A 15,146-nucleotide genomic window follows, 5' to 3' on the forward strand; every position below is an offset into this window, starting at 1 on the left:
GGACTGTCTGTGTGGAACGACGCGCGCACTACCAACCTCATCGCCAACACGCTGGCCGTGCTGGCGGTGTTGGCCATGCTCGCGGCCGCGGTCGTGTGGGTGGCGCATCGTCCGTACTTCACCCTGTCGGCGATCGAGCTGGAACCATCGGCCGAGGGCGAGCTGCGCTATGTGTCGCCCGAATCGGTGCGCGCCGTGATCGCACGCCGTTTCGAGGGCAATTTCTTTACGGTCGACCTGGACCAGGCCCGCGAGGTGTTCGAGTCGGTGCCCTGGGTGCGTCGCGCGTCCGTCCGGCGGATCTGGCCGGACACGCTGCGTGTGCGCATCGAGGAACAGCAGCCGCTGGCGCTGTGGAACGAAAACCAGATGATCAATACCTGGGGCGAAGCCTTTACGGCCAATACGGGCGAGCTGGAAGACGACAGCGAACTGCCGCAGTTTTCCGGCCCGGAAGGCTCGGAGGGGCTGGTGGTGCAGCGCTATGCGGAACTGGCTCGCTGGTTCGCGCCGCTGGATCTGCAAGTGCGCGAACTGGACCTGAGCCCGCGCTATGCCTGGAAGGCCACCCTGTCCAACGGCATGGCGCTGGACCTGGGCCGCGACCCCGGCGCCGATGCGCCCGATCCGCATGGGCTGCCCGGCGCCCTGCCGTTCGCCGCGCGCATCCAGCGATTCGTGCAGGCCTGGCCCGCGGTGACCAGCCGGCTGGAAGGGCGCGGCGTCACGCAGGCGGACTTGCGTTACCCCAATGGTTTTGCGCTGGCCCTGGCGCCGCTGCCGGACGAATCGGCCAAATCCAAATCTCCATCCATCTCTTCGAAGAAGCGTTAACGCCATGACCCGTGACATCAAGGACCTTATCGTCGCCCTGGACATCGGCACCAGCAAGGTGGTCGCCGTGGTCGCCGAAATCCTGCCCGAGGGCCGCTTCGAAGTGCTGGGCCTGGGCCAGCATGAGTCGCGCGGCATGCGCAAGGGCGTGGTCGTCAATATCGAGACCACCGTCAACTCTATCCAGCGTGCGCTGGAAGAGGCCGAGCTGATGGCCGACTGCAAGATCCGCGACGTCTATACAGGGATCGCCGGCAGCCATATCCGCAGTTTCAACTCCAGCGGCATGGTCGCTGTGAAAGACAAGGAAGTCACCGCCACCGACGTGGCGCGCGTGATCGAGACCGCCAAGGCCGTCAATATTCCCACCGACCAGCAGGTGCTGCACGTGCTGACCCAGGAATTCATCGTCGACGGCCAGGAAGACATCCGCGAGCCCATCGGCATGAGCGGCCTGCGGCTCGAGGTCCGCGTGCATATCGTCACCGGCGCGGTCAGCGCGGCGCAGAACATTGTCAAGTGCGTGCGGCGCTGCGGGCTCGAGGTGCAGGACCTGATTCTGCAGCCGCTGGCTTCCAGCCTGTCGTGCCTGACATCCGACGAAAAAGAACTGGGCGTGGTGCTGGTCGATATCGGCGGCGGCACGACCGACGTGGCCATTTTCACCGGCGGGGCGATACGCCATACCGCGGTGCTGCCCATTGCTGGCGACCAGATCACTAACGATCTTGCCGCCATGCTGCGTACGCCGACGCCCGACGCCGAAGAGATCAAGCTGCGCTATGGCGTGGCCAAGCAGGTGCTGGCGCGTCCGGACGAGGCGGTCGAGGTGCCGGGCCTGGGCGATCGTGGCCCGCGCCAGGTCAAGCGCCAGGCGCTGGGGGCGGTGATCGAGCCGCGCGTCGAAGAACTGTTTTCGCTGGTGCAGCAAGTGGTGCGCGACTCGGGCTACGAAGACCTGCTGTCGTCCGGCGTCGTGCTGACTGGCGGCACGTCGCAGCTGCCCGGCATGGTCGAGCTGGCCGAGGATGTGTTCCTGAAGCCGGTGCGCGTGGCCGTGCCCGAATACGAAGGCAGCCTGGCGGACGTGATGCGCAACCCGCGCTTCTCGACCGTGATGGGCCTGCTTCAAGAGGCACGCATGCAACGGGTGCGCGGCCGCAAAGTGGCGGCGCAGACCGGTAGTTTCAAGACGCTGCTGGCGCGTATGAAGGAGTGGTTCATGAACTGATCAAAGGAGCAGGCAGGGCCTGTTCCTGGCGGCTGCAGCCCAAACAGACAACAGGGCGGCATTCGCCGAACCGAGGCGTTTCAAAACCGTTGCGGACCACATGGCCGGCTTCGTTTTTGAGGCGACTCACAAAAATAGGCTGTCGGGGAATTTTTTTGTGAATTGCAAATCCAGACTTGTGAGGGAGTCATCATGATGAACTTTGAGATGTTAGAGAGCAACACCAAAGGGACCGTTATCAAGGTCGTCGGTGTTGGCGGCGCGGGCGGCAATGCCGTCGCGCACATGATCCGCAGCGGCGTGCATGGCGTGGATTTCATCTGCGCCAATACCGACGCCCAGGCGTTGGCGGCCACCAACGCGCCGGTGCAGATTCGCCTGGGCCGCACCGGCCTGGGCGCCGGCGCCAAGCCCGAGCAGGGCCGGGCATCGGCGGAAACCGCCCGCGAGGAAATCCGCCAGGCCCTCAATGGCGCCCATATGGTGTTCATTACGGCCGGCATGGGCGGCGGCACCGGCACGGGCGCCAGCCCGGTCGTGGCCGAGGTTGCCAAGGAACTGGGCATCCTGACCGTGGGCGTGGTGACCAAGCCCTTCAGCTTCGAGGGCAACAAGCGCCTGAAGATGGCCGAAGACGGTATCGGCGAGCTCGCCAAGCACGTTCATTCGCTGATCGTGGTGCTGAACGAGAACCTGTACGAGCTGATGGACGAGGACGCGACGCAGGAAGACTGCTTCCGTTCGGCCGACGATATCCTGCACAACGCTTGCGCCGGCATTGCCGAGATCATCAATGTCGAAGGCAATGTGAACGTCGACTTCGAAGACGTGAAGACGATCATGGGCGAGCAGGGCCAGGCCATGATGGGCACGGCCACGGCCAGCGGCGCGGATAGGGCACGGGTTGCAGCCGAACAGGCCATTGCCTGCCCGCTGCTCGAGGGCGTGGATCTGAACGGCGCGCGCGGCGTGCTGGTCAACATCACCGCCAGCCGCACCCTGAAGATGCGCGAAACGCGCGAAATCATGGAAACCATCCGCAGCTATGCTTCGGACGACGCCACCGTGATCTTCGGCACCGCCTACGACGAGTCGATGGGCGACAACCTGCGCGTCACCGTGGTGGCCACCGGCCTGGGCCGCAATGTCGCGCGCCCGCAGTTGGTGCAGAATGCCGCCGAAGCGCTGCGTACCGGCACCGACAACCTGCCGATGGCCGGCATGATGGGCCAGGGCGGCGACTACCGTAACCTGGACATGCCGTCGGTGATGCGCAACCCGCGCACGCAGGCGTCGGCCCAGGTGCGCGCGCTGGAAAGCTCGGGCATGGACCACTTCGACATCCCGGCGTTCCTGCGCAAGCAGGCCGACTGACGGTGTTGCAACGGGCCGGGGAACCGGCCCGACTCCCTCGACGCCGGCCCGTCCTTCCCCAGGCGGGCCGGTCATGGGCGGCATTGTGCCGCCCGAAAAGGGGACATATCAGCGGCAAATATTACGTGCACATGGCACCCGGGTCTCCACAGGGTTACAATATGCACTTATGCCGGTGATTTCATTGATCTTTACTGGCGCAGGCTTCCCGCACAATTTCCCATGTTCCGACAGCGCAGCATTCAGAATCTCGTCCGTACCACTGGCGTAGGCGTCCATTCCGGCCGCCGGGTCGAGCTCACGTTGCGCCCTGCCGAAGCCAATACGGGCATCGTGTTTCATCGCGTCGACCTGCCCGAAGTCGTCGATCTGCCGGCGCAGGCCATGACCGTGGGCGACACCCGCATGGCGTCGGTGCTGCAGCAAGGCGACGTGCGCGTCTCCACAGTCGAGCACCTGATGTCGGCGCTGGCGGGCCTGGGCATCGACAACCTGCATGTCGACCTTACCGCCGAAGAAGTCCCCATCATGGACGGCAGCGCTGCCACCTTTGTGTACCTGCTGCGTTCGGCCGGCATTGTGGAGCAGAACGCGCCCAAGCAATTCATCAAGGTGCTCAAGCCGGTTGAAATCCGCGAAGGCGAGGGCCGCAGCCTGAAATGGGCGCGCCTGGAACCGCACGACGGCTTTGCCTTGGCCTTCTCGATCGATTTCCGTCATCCGGCTATCGATTCCACCGCGAATTTCGCCGAAATCGATTTCGCCACCCATTCCTACGTGCGCGAGATCGCCCGCGCGCGCACCTTTGGCTTTGTCAACGAAGTCGAGGCCTTGCGTTCCATGGGGCTTGCCCGGGGCGGCAGCCTGGACAACGCCATCGTCATGGACGAGTACCGGGTGCTCAACAGCGATGGCTTGCGCTACGACGACGAGTTCGTCAAGCACAAGATCCTGGACGCCATCGGCGACCTTTATCTGTTGGGCAAGCCGCTGGTGGCCCGCTACGTGGCATGCAAATCGGGCCACGGGCTGAACAACCAGCTGGCCCGCGCGCTGCTGGCGCAGCGCGATGCCTGGGAATTGGTCACTTACGAATCCCAGGCGGCGGCCCCGCAGGCGTTCCGCCACGAATGGAAGCTGGCCTGACGGCCAGTCAGCGGGGTTTGTGATGGGCCAGCAGCCTGGCCACTGCATCGGCCAGCGGACCCGGCCGCAGTGTTCCCTTTAGCTGTTCAAAGGCGCCCAGCGCGGTTTCGCCCAGGGGCTCGGCTTCTTTGGGCGGGCGCGGCATTTTCGCGCCGGGCTTGGGCATTCCCGCTTGAACGCGAACCGCAATTTCGTTAAGGTTCCAGCCTTGGGCGCAGAGCGCCTGTGCGATCCGCGGCGCCATCTGGCGAAGCTTGGCCGCATGGGCGGCACTGGGCACCGCCAGCGTCAGGCGCTGGCTTTCCAGTTTGGCCACCACGCACATGACGCCTAGCGCAGGCGGCAGCACGGCGGCCACGGCTTGTTGTATTTGCAGATGCGTGCGTGCCGTAGCCAGTACGCCGGCGGCGCGCGTATCGTGACCCAGCCACCCCAGGGCGGTGTTGCCTTCCCGCCGGCCGGTGGCCGAACGTGTGCGGTATGGAATGGATCTGTTCATGCCGGCTCGAATAACAGGATACGTACCTTGAAAATCGTGATTATGCATGCCCGCGACGGGCAGCCTGGCCAGTTCGCCCTGGGGGGCGCGCAGCTGGTCCTGGTGCTGGCGGCCTTGCTGGCCACGGCCGCGCTCATCGGCGCCACCGTACAGCGCTACCTTACTCCAGTTGCCCCCGCCGCGTATTCGGTCGACTGGGCGGCCTACGCCCAGGATGCCCAGCCGGGGCGCGAGGCGGCGTTCCTGCGCGAAAACGTCAGCATGCTGGCCGCCAAGGTGGGCGAATTGCAGGCCAAGCTGGTGGGCATCGACAGCCTGGGCCGGCGCGTGGCCCAGGTCGCCGGCGTGGCCTATACCGATCCCGAACTGGCTGCCGAGCTCAATGCGCCCGCTCACGCCGAGCACGTCATGGACGATCTTTTCACCGACCGCCAGCCCCCGGGATACGAATCGGCCGAAGAGCTCGGCCGGCGTCTGGACGAGCTGCAGATGCGCCTGACGCAGCAGACGGACAATCTGCGCATGCTGGATGTGGCGCTGACGCGGCGTTCGGCCGACCAGGCCAGGCTGCCCTCCGGCGCGCCCATTGCCGATTATCCCTACCTGAGTTCGTCATACGGATGGCGCCGCAACCCGGTCACCCACCGCTACGCGATGCACGAGGGCCTGGATTTCTCCGCGCCGTCGGGTACCCCGATCCTTGCGGCGTCGGGGGGCGTGGTGCTCGAGGCCAGTTACCTGGCTGGCTACGGCAATACGGTCGAGATCGACCATGGCGACGGCCTGATCACCCGTTATGCCCACGCGTCCAAGCTGCTCGTCAAGCCCGGCGATGTGGTCGCGCGCGGCCAGGAGATCGCGCGCGTCGGCTCTACGGGCCGCTCTACGGGCCCCCACCTGCACTTCGAGGTGCGCCTGGCGGGCCAGCCCCTGGATCCCCGCCTGTTCCTGCAGTCGCCCGAGGCCCGGCCGCCGGTGGTCGCTCAGGGCCCGGATACCGCCGCGGCCGGCGAACCGCTCACCCAATGATCCGGTGCGACGCTTTTGCGGTTGGTCCTGTCACTGCCGCGCAGGTGCGTTAAACTCGATTGTTTCCCAGCGGAGTTGTCCGCTCAACCAAATAACAATCCGCCCCGGGCGGAGTCCGGCCCATCGGGGGGCGGGCGCCGCCGGTGCCGCCACCGACACGCATGGTTTCTTTGCTCAAAAAACTCATAGGCAGCCGCAACGACCGGTTGCTTAAGCAGTATCGCAAGCTGGTCGTCCAGATCAACGCACTGGAACCCAAGTTCGCCGCGCTTTCCGACGCAGAGCTGGCGGCCAAGACCCAGGAATTCCGTACCCGCCACGCCGACGGCACGTCGCTGGACGACTTGCTGCCCGAAGCGTTTGCGGTGGTTCGCGAAGCCGGCAAGCGCGTGTTCGGCATGCGCCACTTCGATGTGCAGCTGCTGGGGGGCATCGCCCTGCATAACGGCAAGATCGCCGAAATGCGTACCGGCGAAGGCAAGACGCTCATGGCCACGTTGCCCGTGTACCTGAACGCCATCGCCGGCAAGGGCGTGCATGTGGTCACGGTCAACGACTACCTGGCCCGACGCGACGCCGAATGGATGGGGCGGTTGTACCGATTCCTGGGCATGAGCACCGGCGTGGTGGTGCCGCAGCAGCCGAACGACGAGAAAATCGCCGCCTACGCTGCCGACATCACGTACGGCACCAACAACGAGTTCGGCTTCGACTACCTGCGCGACAACATGGAATACCGCGTCGAAGACCGGCGCCAGCGCAGCCTGACGTACGCCATCGTCGACGAAGTCGACTCCATCCTGATCGACGAAGCCCGTACGCCGCTGATCATCTCGGGCCAGGCCGAAGACCACACCGAACTGTACGTGCGCATGAACGCCGTGCCGCCGCTCCTGAAGCGCATGGCGTCCGAGCCCAAGCCGCACGAACCCGAACCCGAAGGCGACTACTGGGTCGACGAGAAATCCCAGCAAGTGTTCCTGTCCGAGAGCGGCCACGAAAACGCCGAGCGCATTCTTGCCGAGCTGGGCCTGCTGCCGGCGGGCGAATCGCTGTACGACCCCCGCCACATCGCGCTCATGCACCACCTGATGGTGGCGCTGCGCGCCAATACGCTGTTCTTCCGCGACCAGCAATATGTGGTGCAGGACGGCGAAGTCGTCATCGTCGACGAGTTCACCGGCCGCCTGATGGTGGGCCGGCGCTGGTCCGATGGCCTGCACCAGGCCGTCGAGGCCAAGGAAGGCGTGAAGATCCAGCACGAAAACCAGACGCTGGCCTCCATCACGTTCCAGAATTACTTCCGGATGTACGACAAGCTGGCCGGCATGACCGGTACGGCGGATACCGAGGCCTACGAATTCCAGGAAATCTATAGCCTGGAAACGGTCATCATCCCCACCAACAAACCCATGGTCCGCAAGGACCAGAACGACCAGGTCTTCAAGACGGCGAATGAAAAGTACAACGCCATCCTGAACGATATCCGCGACTGCCACGAACGCGGCCAGCCGGTACTGGTCGGTACGACCAGTATTGAAAACTCCGAGCTGCTGTCCAACCTGCTCAAGCAGGCCGGGCTGCCGCACGAGGTGCTCAACGCCAAGCAGCATGCGCGCGAAGCCGAGATCGTTGCCGAAGCGGGCAAGCCGGGCCACATCACCATTGCCACCAACATGGCCGGGCGCGGCACCGACATCGTGCTGGGCGGCAGTGTCGACAAGCAGGTCGACCTGATCCGCGCCGACGAAACGCTGTCCGACGCCGAGAAAGAAGCGCGTATCGAGAAAGTGCGGTCCGAATGGCAGCCAACCAACGAGGCGGTCAAGGCCGCAGGCGGCTTGCGCATCATCGGCACCGAGCGCCACGAATCGCGCCGCATCGACAACCAGTTGCGCGGCCGTGCCGGCCGCCAGGGCGACCCGGGATCGTCGCGCTTTTACCTTTCGCTTGAAGACCCGCTGATGCGCATTTTCGCGGGCGACCGCGTGCGCGCCATCATGGAACGCCTGAAGCTGCCCGAAGGCGAGCCCATCGAGGCCGGCATGGTGACGCGTTCCATCGAGACCGCGCAGCGCAAGGTCGAAGGCCGCAACTTCGACATCCGCAAGCAGCTGCTCGAGTACGACGACGTTGCCAACGACCAGCGCAAGGTGCTGTACTCGCAACGCAACGAAGTCCTCGAATCCACGTCCATCCGCGCTTCGGTCGAGGGGCTCAGCGAATCCGCGGCCACCGATCTGGTGCGCCGGTTCATTCCGGCCGAGTCGGTCGAAGAACAATGGGACGTGCCGGCTCTGGAGCAGGCGCTGGCGGGCGACTGGCAGATCCATCTGCCGCTGGCCGACATGCTGGAAAAAGAGCCCAACCTTACCGACGACGACATCCTGCAGCGGGTGCTGCAGGCGGTGCGCGACGTGTACGCGGCCAAGATCGCACAGGTGGGCGAAGAGCCCTGGGCGCAGTTCGAGCGTTCGATCATGCTGCAGGCCATCGACACCCATTGGCGCGAACACCTGTCGGCCCTGGACTACCTGCGCCAGGGCATACACCTGCGCGGCTATGCGCAGAAGAACCCCAAGCAGGAATACAAGCGCGAGGCGTTCGAGCTGTTTTCGAACATGCTCGACCGTATCCGCGACGATGTCGTCCGGGTACTGCTGACGGTGCGTGTCCAGACGGCCGAGCAGGTCGAGCAGGCGGCCGAGGCCGAAACCAGCCAGCCGCACGTGCAGAACGTCCAGTACCACCATTCCGACTACGACGAGGCGCTGGGCGACGCCAACGCGCCGGCGCAGCAGCCGGCCCAGCCCCCGGCCCAGCAACCGGTACGCAACTACATGCCCAAGGTCGGCCGTAACGACCCTTGCCCGTGCGGCAGCGGCAAGAAGTTCAAACACTGCCACGGCAAGCTGGCCTGAGGGCGCCGCCATGTTGCACGACGCGGGGCGCACGGAATTCGACCACGCCGTGGTCATGGTGCGCGACCGGCTCGACGAGCTGGCGCCACACTACGAACGGCAGGGCTTTCTGCTGAGCGACAAGTCGGTGCACAACCTGGGTTCGTGCAACCGGCTCGTCGTACTCGACAGTACGTACATCGAATTGCTGGGCTGGCCGCCCGGCGCGCCGCCCGCACGCAAAGAAATTGCCGATTCGCCGTTCGGGCTCGAGGCCCTGGTGTTTCGCACCGATGACGCCCAGCGCACCTACCAGCGGTTGCACGACGCGGGTTTTGCGGTGAACCCCGTACAAGACCTGACGCGACCGGCCCAGGTCGATGGCCGCGAAGTGCAGGCCCGTTTTCAGACGGTGCGCTTTTCGCAGCAGCCGCTGCCCGGTTTCCGGATGTACTTCTGCCGCCACCTGACGCCGGAATGTGTATGGAATCCGGCGCTGATGTCGCACGCCAACGGCGCGCGGCGCATTCACAGCATCGAGGTGCGGGCCTCGGACGCGCGCGAGGTGGCCAGGCAGCTGGCAACAGTGGCAGACGTTCCCGTCGAGGCCGCCGGCGACGGCTGGGATGTGCCGCTGGGCAACATGCACCTGCATGTCGTTCCGGACGCGGGCGCTGTTCAGCCCACGCTGGCCCGCCTGGTGCTCGAAAACCGCGACGGCGTGCGCTACGCGCTGGACACCGGGCTGTAGCCGCGGCACGCAAGCTCAGGCGGCGGCCGGCACCAACTGGTTCACGCCCGATTGCGCGTCGGCCTGTGCCACCCCATAGATGTGCAAGGATATCGCCACGCGGTCGCCCGCATTGCGCAGCCGGTGTATCTGGTGCAGGCCGGGAGTGGCGGTGGCCACGTCGCGCGGCCGCCGCAGCGCCTCGCCCACGGGGCGGGCCACGCACGCTGCGGCGTCCCACTGGTAATGGGTTTCCTGAAGTTCTCCCTGCAGCACCCGGTAGGCGCACCAGGTCTTGTGGCCGTGCACCGGCGTCGCCTGGCCGGGGCGCCATACCAGGTAGAAAACCGTGAACGTGCCCTGCGGATCGCTGTAGGCGATGTGACGCAGGTAGGTATCCGGATGGCCGTCGCGCAAATGCACCGGCAGGTGCTCGAGCAAGTCCGGTGCGTCGGCGGCGCTCCTGGCCAGGATATCCAGCAGATGGCGCTGCGCCTGGCGCTGCGCGGCGCGCACGGCAAAGCATAGGGAATCCAGGCAAGTCACGGTGGTTGCGCTGATGTGCTGCATGGCGTTCTTGAAAGGCAGGTTGACCCGACCATGCTATCGCCTTGCCCCGGAACGGTTTTGCCAAATGCGCCCGCCGGCGGCGCGGGATTAGAAAAAATTTGCGTGACCGCCGGGGGTTCTATGCACGTTTGCCCGCGCAGCGCATAATTCGCGCACGCAAGCGTGTGTAGACCAGGCTATCAGGAGCGGACATGAAGGTCGCAGTGTTGGGGGCGGGTGTCGCCGGCGTCGCCGTGGCGTATTACTTGTGGCGCGACGGGCATGAAGTCACGGTGCTGGACCGCCAGCCAGGCCCCGCGATGGAGACCAGCTTTGGCAACGCCGGCGGCCTGTGCCCCAGCTTCGCCGGCCCTTGGGCCGCGCCGGGCATGGTGGGCAAGGTGTTGAAAATGGCCCTGCAACGCCAGGCGCCCATCCGTTTTTCGTTTGCCCCGAATCCACGCAAGCTGGCCTGGCTGGCGCGCTGGCTGGGCAACTGTACCGCCGAGCGCTTCCGCGACAACAAACTGCGCATGCAGCGGGTGGCCCATTACAGCGATGCCTGCCTGCGGGAACTGGCGGACTCGGGCTTGCCCATCGAGTTCGATCATCACCGCGACGGCACCTTGCAAGTGTTTCGCGCGCAAGCCGACATGAAAGCCGTGCCTGCCATTACGCGCGCCCTGGATGAATTCGAGGTTCCGTGGCAATTGCTCGATGCGAGCGGCGTGCGTCGCCTGGAGCCTGCTTTGGCATCGGCCCAGGCCCCGATTGCGGGTGCGCTTTACTTGCCGCTGGACGGCTCGGGCGACAGTCACAAGTTTGCCAATGACCTGGCCGCCTATCTGGCGTCGCAGGGCGTGACCTTTCGGTACGGCGCGCGCGTCAGCGCATTGGCACGGGCGGGCGACCGCATCGAGGGGATACGCATCGACGGCGCCGCCGGTCTGCTGGCGGCCGATGCATACGTGGTGGCCCTGGGAACGCAGGCGCCGTTCCTGTTGCGTCCGCTGGGCCTGAAGCTGCCCGTGTACCCCTTGAAAGGCTATTCGATCACGGCGCGCATTACCGACGATGCCCGCGCGCCCCGTGCCGCCATCATGGACGAATACAACAAGGTCATGATCTCGCGCCTGGGCGATCGCGTGCGGGCGGCCGGCATGGCCGAACTCAAGGGCTATAGCCTGGCCGTGGACCCCGGCCGCGTGGCATTTCTTGCCGGCGTGGTGCGCGAATGGTTTCCGCAAGGCCTGGACCTGGATGGGGCGCAGCCCTGGGCGGGGCTGCGCCCCATGACACCCGACGGGCCGGCCATACTGGGCAAGACACGCTATGCCAATCTGTTCCTGGATTGCGGCCATGGATCCAATGGCTGGACGCAGGCCTGCGGCACCGGCAAGATCGTGGCGGACGTCGTGGCCGGGCGCACGCCGGAAATCGACCTGGACGGCCTGACTGCAGACCGTTATGCCTGACACCTTTTACGCCGGCGGACCGCTACATGGACCAGATTGATCTCAAAATACTGAGCCTGCTGCAGAAAGACGCCACGCGCCCGGTGGCCGAGATTGCCGAACAGGTCAATCTGTCGGTCACGCCGTGCTGGCGCCGCATACAGAAGCTGAAAGAAGACGGCGTGATCGAACGCACCACCGTGCTGGTCGACCCGGGCGCCGTGGGCCTGGGGCTGACCGTTTTTGTGTCGATCAAGACCAGCCAGCACAATGCCAAGTGGACGCAGAACCTGATCGGCGCCGTGACGTCCCTGCCCAACGTCGTCGAGTTTCATCGCATGGCGGGCGACCTGGACTATCTCTTGAAAGTGGTCGTGGCGGATATGGCGGCCTACGACCGCTTCTATCAGCGGCTGATCAAGGCGGTGGACCTGCTCGATGTCAGCGCCAGCTTTTCGATGGAAGTGATCAAGAGCACAACCGAACTCCCGCTGGAGCCCGCCGGGCGGCCGTAGGATGGCGGGCCGCCGTGGCTACAGCAGGAAAATGGTGGCCAGGCCCAGGAAGATGAAAAAGCCCAGCGAGTCGGTGGCGAATGTCAGCAGTACCGACGAGCCGATGGCCGGGTCTTTGCCAAAGCGCGCGCGCACCATGGGCACCAGCACGCCGACCGACGCGCCTACCAGCATGTTGCAGATCATGGCCGCCATCATCACGATGGCAATGGCGACGGAATTCGATATGCCCCAGGCAAACAACGCCGCCACCACGCTGCCGCACAGGCCCACCAGCAGGGTGACGAGCATTTCGCGCTTGACCAGCTGCCACAGGTTGCGGCCGGTAATGCGGCCCACGGCCAGCGCGCGGATGATCATGGTCATCGTTTGGTTGCCCGAGTTTCCGCCGATGCCCGCCACGATGGACATCAGGAAAGCCAGGATCACGATGTGGCTGACGGTGTCTTCGAACCGCGAGGCGACAAACGACGCGGTTGCCGCCGTGCACAGATTGAACAGCAGCCATGGCGCCCGGTTGCGCAGGGCCATCGCGACGGGCGCAAAGATGTCTTCTTCTTGCAGGCCGGCGCGCGACAGCGCTTGTTCTTGCGAGTCTTCGCGCATCACGTCGACCACGTCGGCAATGGTGACCCGCCCGATCAGCCGGCCCTGGTCGTCCATGACAGGCGCCGACACGAGATCGTAGCGCTCGAATGCACCGGCGGCATCGGCGTCGGAATCCAGCGGATTGAGCGTCAGGAAATCCGTGCTCATGACCTCGCGCACTTCGGTTTCGGGTTCGCTGACCAGCAGCTTCGACAAGGGCAGGACGCCCTGCAGCTTGTCTTGCCGGTCGACCACGAAAACCTGGTCGGTGTGGTCGGGCAGTTCGTGCAGGCGACGCAGGTAGCGCAACACCACTTCGAGCGTGACGTCTTCGCGTACACGCACCATTTCGAAGTCCATGATGGCGCCCACGCTGTCCTCGGGGTACCCCATGGCCTCGAGCAACTGCGCGCGCTCTTCTTCGGTCAGGCCTTTCTGCACTTCGGCCACGACATCGGGCGGCAGGTCGGGCGCCAGGTCGGCCAGCTCGTCGGCATCCATGTTGCCGGTGGCGGCCACGAGGTCCTGGCGGTCCATTGCCTCGATGAGCGATTCGCGGACCCAGTCTTCGACCTCGAGCAGGACGTCGGCGTCATGGTGAGGGCTCACCAGGCGCCAGACCGTCTGCCGTTCTTCCTTGGGCAGCGATTCGAGGATGAACGCGATGTCCGCCGGATGCAGGTCGTTGACCAGCGCCGCGAGCTCGGTCTCGTGCTGGCGATGCACCAGGTCTTCGACCAGCGAGGCCTTGCTGTCGCCTTGTTCTTGCCGATGGACCAGGTCTTCGACCACCTGCTGGCGGCGCAGCAGGTCCTGGACTTCGGCCAGGGCGTGCTGGGCGTCTTCGGGGTCGAGCCGGCGAGGCGTCGCCTTCGGCTTGGTGGCGGCGGCGGGCTGCTGCGTCATAGGAGTACGGCCGGGCGGGTTAGGGACTAAAGGGCGGGCAGAGGCCGGCTACGCCGGGCTTCGTCGGTGGCGACGTAGGTAAGCGTGGCTTCGGTGACCTTGACGACTTCGGCATCCAGACGGTGGCGCTCGGCATAGACCTCGACCGATACGGTAACCGATGTGGTGCCGGTTTTCGTGATGGCGGCGTAGAAGCTGAGCAGGTCGCCCACGAAGACAGGCTGCTTGAACTGAAAGGCGTTGACCGCCACCGTGGCCACCCGGCCCGCGGCTCGCCGGGCCGCGAGCACCGACCCGGCAATGTCCACCTGGGCCATGATCCAGCCGCCGAAAACATCACCATGAATGTTGGCGTCGGCCGGCATGGGCATGACGCGCAACACCGGGTCGCGGCCTTGCGGCAGCCGGGTTGTAAAAGCGTTGGACGCAGACATGGCGCGCTCCTGTACAGGGTGGAGACGGGCCGATTATGCAGGAAAACGCCCTGCCATGCGGAGGCATGCCGCGCGCGCGGGGCAACGGCATGACCTGGACAGCGATGCTCGGCAGGGCTACCGGGTCAAACCCTTCCCAGCAGATTGAAGCGTACGTTGACTAGGTGTTCGAGGATGTGCTGCTTGGCCGTGTCGGCGTCACGGTTTTTCAGCGCCGCCACAATCTGCCGGTGTTCGTGCTGATAACGGGCGCGTCGCTCCGGCGTTACGCTTTTTTTCTTGAGCAGGCCCCATTCCCCACTGTTGCGAACTTCGGCCAGCATCTGGAAGACACGCACGAAAAAGCCATTGTGCGTCGCCAACGCCAAGTGTTCATGCAGGGCGCTGTCCCAGTGTTCGAATTCTTCAAGCGTGCCGGCTGCCTCTGCCTGGGCGCAGCACTCGTCCAGGTGTTCAAAGTCGCCGGCAGTGGCATTGCTGACGATCAAGTCAACCAGCATCGGCTCCAGCAGCAGACGGGCTTCCATGATTTCGGCGGGGCTGATGCTGGACGGCTCGAACTCTTGGCCATCCCTTGCACCCGCGGCGCCCTCGGTGACATAGGTGCCGCTGCCAACCTTTTGTTCGATCAGGCCCATGTCGCGCAGTTCTTGCAATACGCGGCGCAGCGCGGACCGGCTTACGCCGAAATCCGCGCACAACTTGCGCTCGGTGGGCAGCCGGCCACCGGCGGGCCAGCGGCCGCGTTTCAGGCCTTCAAGCAATTCTGTGCGGACGATTTGCGCGGGGTCGGAAGTAACGACGAGCTTGGGTGCACTGGACATGGCGTTTCAATAATTGGTCTTTATTGGTTATACCACTGGGCGCGCTATTTGATAGCTGCTGAGGGAGTTTTTAAGGGTAACCCCTAGAGGGCTTGAGAAAAAATTGGGATATATTCTCGATCTATCGAGATCA

General features: G+C 65.0%; 14 protein-coding genes. 9 read left to right on the forward strand and 5 right to left on the reverse strand.

Going from position 1 to position 15,146, the window contains the following annotated elements:
• Positions 1–9 precede the first annotated feature (9 nt).
• The 4 genes from CAL19_RS02410 (at position 10) to lpxC (ending at position 4,585) form a co-directional block, all read left to right on the forward strand.
• Positions 10–834, forward strand: a complete 825-nt coding sequence (locus CAL19_RS02410) for a cell division protein FtsQ/DivIB (RefSeq protein WP_026641072.1) — start codon at positions 10–12, stop codon at positions 832–834.
• A 4-nt stretch (positions 835–838) separates the two neighbouring features.
• Positions 839–2,065 carry a cell division protein FtsA gene (ftsA, locus tag CAL19_RS02415; RefSeq protein WP_026641071.1) on the forward strand — a complete coding sequence of 409 codons (1,227 nt, stop codon included), beginning with the start codon at positions 839–841 and terminating at the stop codon, positions 2,063–2,065.
• Positions 2,066–2,257: 192 nt separating this feature from the next.
• Positions 2,258–3,439, forward strand: coding sequence for a cell division protein FtsZ (gene ftsZ, locus CAL19_RS02420; protein WP_026641070.1), 1,182 nt, complete (start codon positions 2,258–2,260; stop codon positions 3,437–3,439).
• A 222-nt stretch (positions 3,440–3,661) separates the two neighbouring features.
• Entirely contained in the window at positions 3,662–4,585 is a 924-nt protein-coding gene (gene lpxC, locus CAL19_RS02425) for a UDP-3-O-acyl-N-acetylglucosamine deacetylase (RefSeq protein WP_094795932.1), read from the forward strand.
• A gap of 7 nt (positions 4,586–4,592) precedes the next feature.
• On the opposite strand, the gene CAL19_RS02430 is transcribed toward lpxC, so the two are convergent.
• A complete protein-coding gene (locus CAL19_RS02430; RefSeq protein ID WP_026641068.1) occupies positions 4,593–5,084 on the reverse strand; it encodes a flagellar hook-length control protein FliK in 492 nt (163 codons plus the stop codon).
• Between the two features lie 42 nt (positions 5,085–5,126).
• Here CAL19_RS02430 and CAL19_RS02435 point away from each other — a divergent pair, with 42 nt between their 5' ends.
• From CAL19_RS02435 to CAL19_RS02445, 3 genes are all read left to right on the forward strand, one after another.
• Entirely contained in the window at positions 5,127–6,113 is a 987-nt protein-coding gene (locus tag CAL19_RS02435; protein ID WP_170941506.1) for a M23 family metallopeptidase, read from the forward strand.
• A gap of 161 nt (positions 6,114–6,274) precedes the next feature.
• Positions 6,275–9,034 carry a preprotein translocase subunit SecA gene (gene secA / locus CAL19_RS02440; protein WP_026641066.1) on the forward strand — a complete coding sequence of 920 codons (2,760 nt, stop codon included), beginning with the start codon at positions 6,275–6,277 and terminating at the stop codon, positions 9,032–9,034.
• 10 nt (positions 9,035–9,044) lie between these two features.
• Positions 9,045–9,764 carry a VOC family protein gene (locus tag CAL19_RS02445; RefSeq protein WP_026641065.1) on the forward strand — a complete coding sequence of 240 codons (720 nt, stop codon included), beginning with the start codon at positions 9,045–9,047 and terminating at the stop codon, positions 9,762–9,764.
• 15 nt (positions 9,765–9,779) lie between these two features.
• On the opposite strand, the gene CAL19_RS02450 is transcribed toward CAL19_RS02445, so the two are convergent.
• Positions 9,780–10,313 carry a cysteine dioxygenase family protein gene (locus CAL19_RS02450; protein ID WP_094795933.1) on the reverse strand — a complete coding sequence of 178 codons (534 nt, stop codon included), beginning with the start codon at positions 10,311–10,313 and terminating at the stop codon, positions 9,780–9,782.
• A 191-nt stretch (positions 10,314–10,504) separates the two neighbouring features.
• Between CAL19_RS02450 and CAL19_RS02455 the strand changes: the two genes are divergently transcribed.
• Together CAL19_RS02455 and CAL19_RS02460 are read left to right on the forward strand one after the other, a co-directional pair.
• Positions 10,505–11,767, forward strand: a complete 1,263-nt coding sequence (locus CAL19_RS02455; RefSeq protein WP_094795934.1) for a D-amino acid dehydrogenase — start codon at positions 10,505–10,507, stop codon at positions 11,765–11,767.
• Positions 11,768–11,793: 26 nt separating this feature from the next.
• The gene (locus tag CAL19_RS02460; RefSeq protein WP_026641062.1) at positions 11,794–12,261 is read left to right on the forward strand and encodes an Lrp/AsnC family transcriptional regulator; all 468 of its coding nucleotides are present in this window, start codon (positions 11,794–11,796) and stop codon (positions 12,259–12,261) included.
• Between the two features lie 18 nt (positions 12,262–12,279).
• Here CAL19_RS02460 and mgtE read toward each other — a convergent pair whose 3' ends face one another.
• The 3 genes from mgtE to CAL19_RS02475 all read right to left on the reverse strand — a co-directional run bounded on the left by mgtE (position 12,280) and on the right by CAL19_RS02475 (position 15,013).
• Entirely contained in the window at positions 12,280–13,755 is a 1,476-nt protein-coding gene (mgtE, locus tag CAL19_RS02465; protein ID WP_094795935.1) for a magnesium transporter, read from the reverse strand.
• Positions 13,756–13,781: 26 nt separating this feature from the next.
• Positions 13,782–14,189: an acyl-CoA thioesterase gene (locus CAL19_RS02470; protein ID WP_026641060.1), complete on the reverse strand. Its 408-nt coding sequence runs from the start codon at positions 14,187–14,189 to the stop codon at positions 13,782–13,784.
• A 125-nt stretch (positions 14,190–14,314) separates the two neighbouring features.
• The gene (locus tag CAL19_RS02475) at positions 14,315–15,013 is read right to left on the reverse strand and encodes a FadR/GntR family transcriptional regulator (RefSeq protein ID WP_026641059.1); all 699 of its coding nucleotides are present in this window, start codon (positions 15,011–15,013) and stop codon (positions 14,315–14,317) included.
• Positions 15,014–15,146: the final 133 nt, after the last annotated feature.

The organism is Bordetella genomosp. 7 (assembly GCF_002261265.1).
Classification (GTDB): Bacteria; Pseudomonadota; Gammaproteobacteria; order Burkholderiales; family Burkholderiaceae_B; genus Bordetella_A.

Bases quoted from the DNA above. Each gene is read 5' to 3' on its own strand.
- CAL19_RS02450 (WP_094795933.1), bottom strand. From the start codon at position 10,313: ATGCAGCACATCAGCGCAACCACCGTGACTTGCCTGGATTCCCTATGC.
- ftsZ (WP_026641070.1), top strand. From the start codon at position 2,258: ATGATGAACTTTGAGATGTTAGAGAGCAACACCAAAGGGACCGTTATC.
- CAL19_RS02460 (WP_026641062.1), top strand. From the start codon at position 11,794: ATGGACCAGATTGATCTCAAAATACTGAGCCTGCTGCAGAAAGACGCC.
- ftsA (WP_026641071.1), top strand. From the start codon at position 839: ATGACCCGTGACATCAAGGACCTTATCGTCGCCCTGGACATCGGCACC.
- mgtE (WP_094795935.1), bottom strand. From the start codon at position 13,755: ATGACGCAGCAGCCCGCCGCCGCCACCAAGCCGAAGGCGACGCCTCGC.
- CAL19_RS02475 (WP_026641059.1), bottom strand. From the start codon at position 15,013: ATGTCCAGTGCACCCAAGCTCGTCGTTACTTCCGACCCCGCGCAAATC.
- lpxC (WP_094795932.1), top strand. From the start codon at position 3,662: ATGTTCCGACAGCGCAGCATTCAGAATCTCGTCCGTACCACTGGCGTA.
- secA (WP_026641066.1), top strand. From the start codon at position 6,275: ATGGTTTCTTTGCTCAAAAAACTCATAGGCAGCCGCAACGACCGGTTG.
- CAL19_RS02445 (WP_026641065.1), top strand. From the start codon at position 9,045: ATGTTGCACGACGCGGGGCGCACGGAATTCGACCACGCCGTGGTCATG.
- CAL19_RS02430 (WP_026641068.1), bottom strand. From the start codon at position 5,084: ATGAACAGATCCATTCCATACCGCACACGTTCGGCCACCGGCCGGCGG.
- CAL19_RS02470 (WP_026641060.1), bottom strand. From the start codon at position 14,189: ATGTCTGCGTCCAACGCTTTTACAACCCGGCTGCCGCAAGGCCGCGAC.
- CAL19_RS02435 (WP_170941506.1), top strand. From the start codon at position 5,127: ATGCATGCCCGCGACGGGCAGCCTGGCCAGTTCGCCCTGGGGGGCGCG.
- CAL19_RS02455 (WP_094795934.1), top strand. From the start codon at position 10,505: ATGAAGGTCGCAGTGTTGGGGGCGGGTGTCGCCGGCGTCGCCGTGGCG.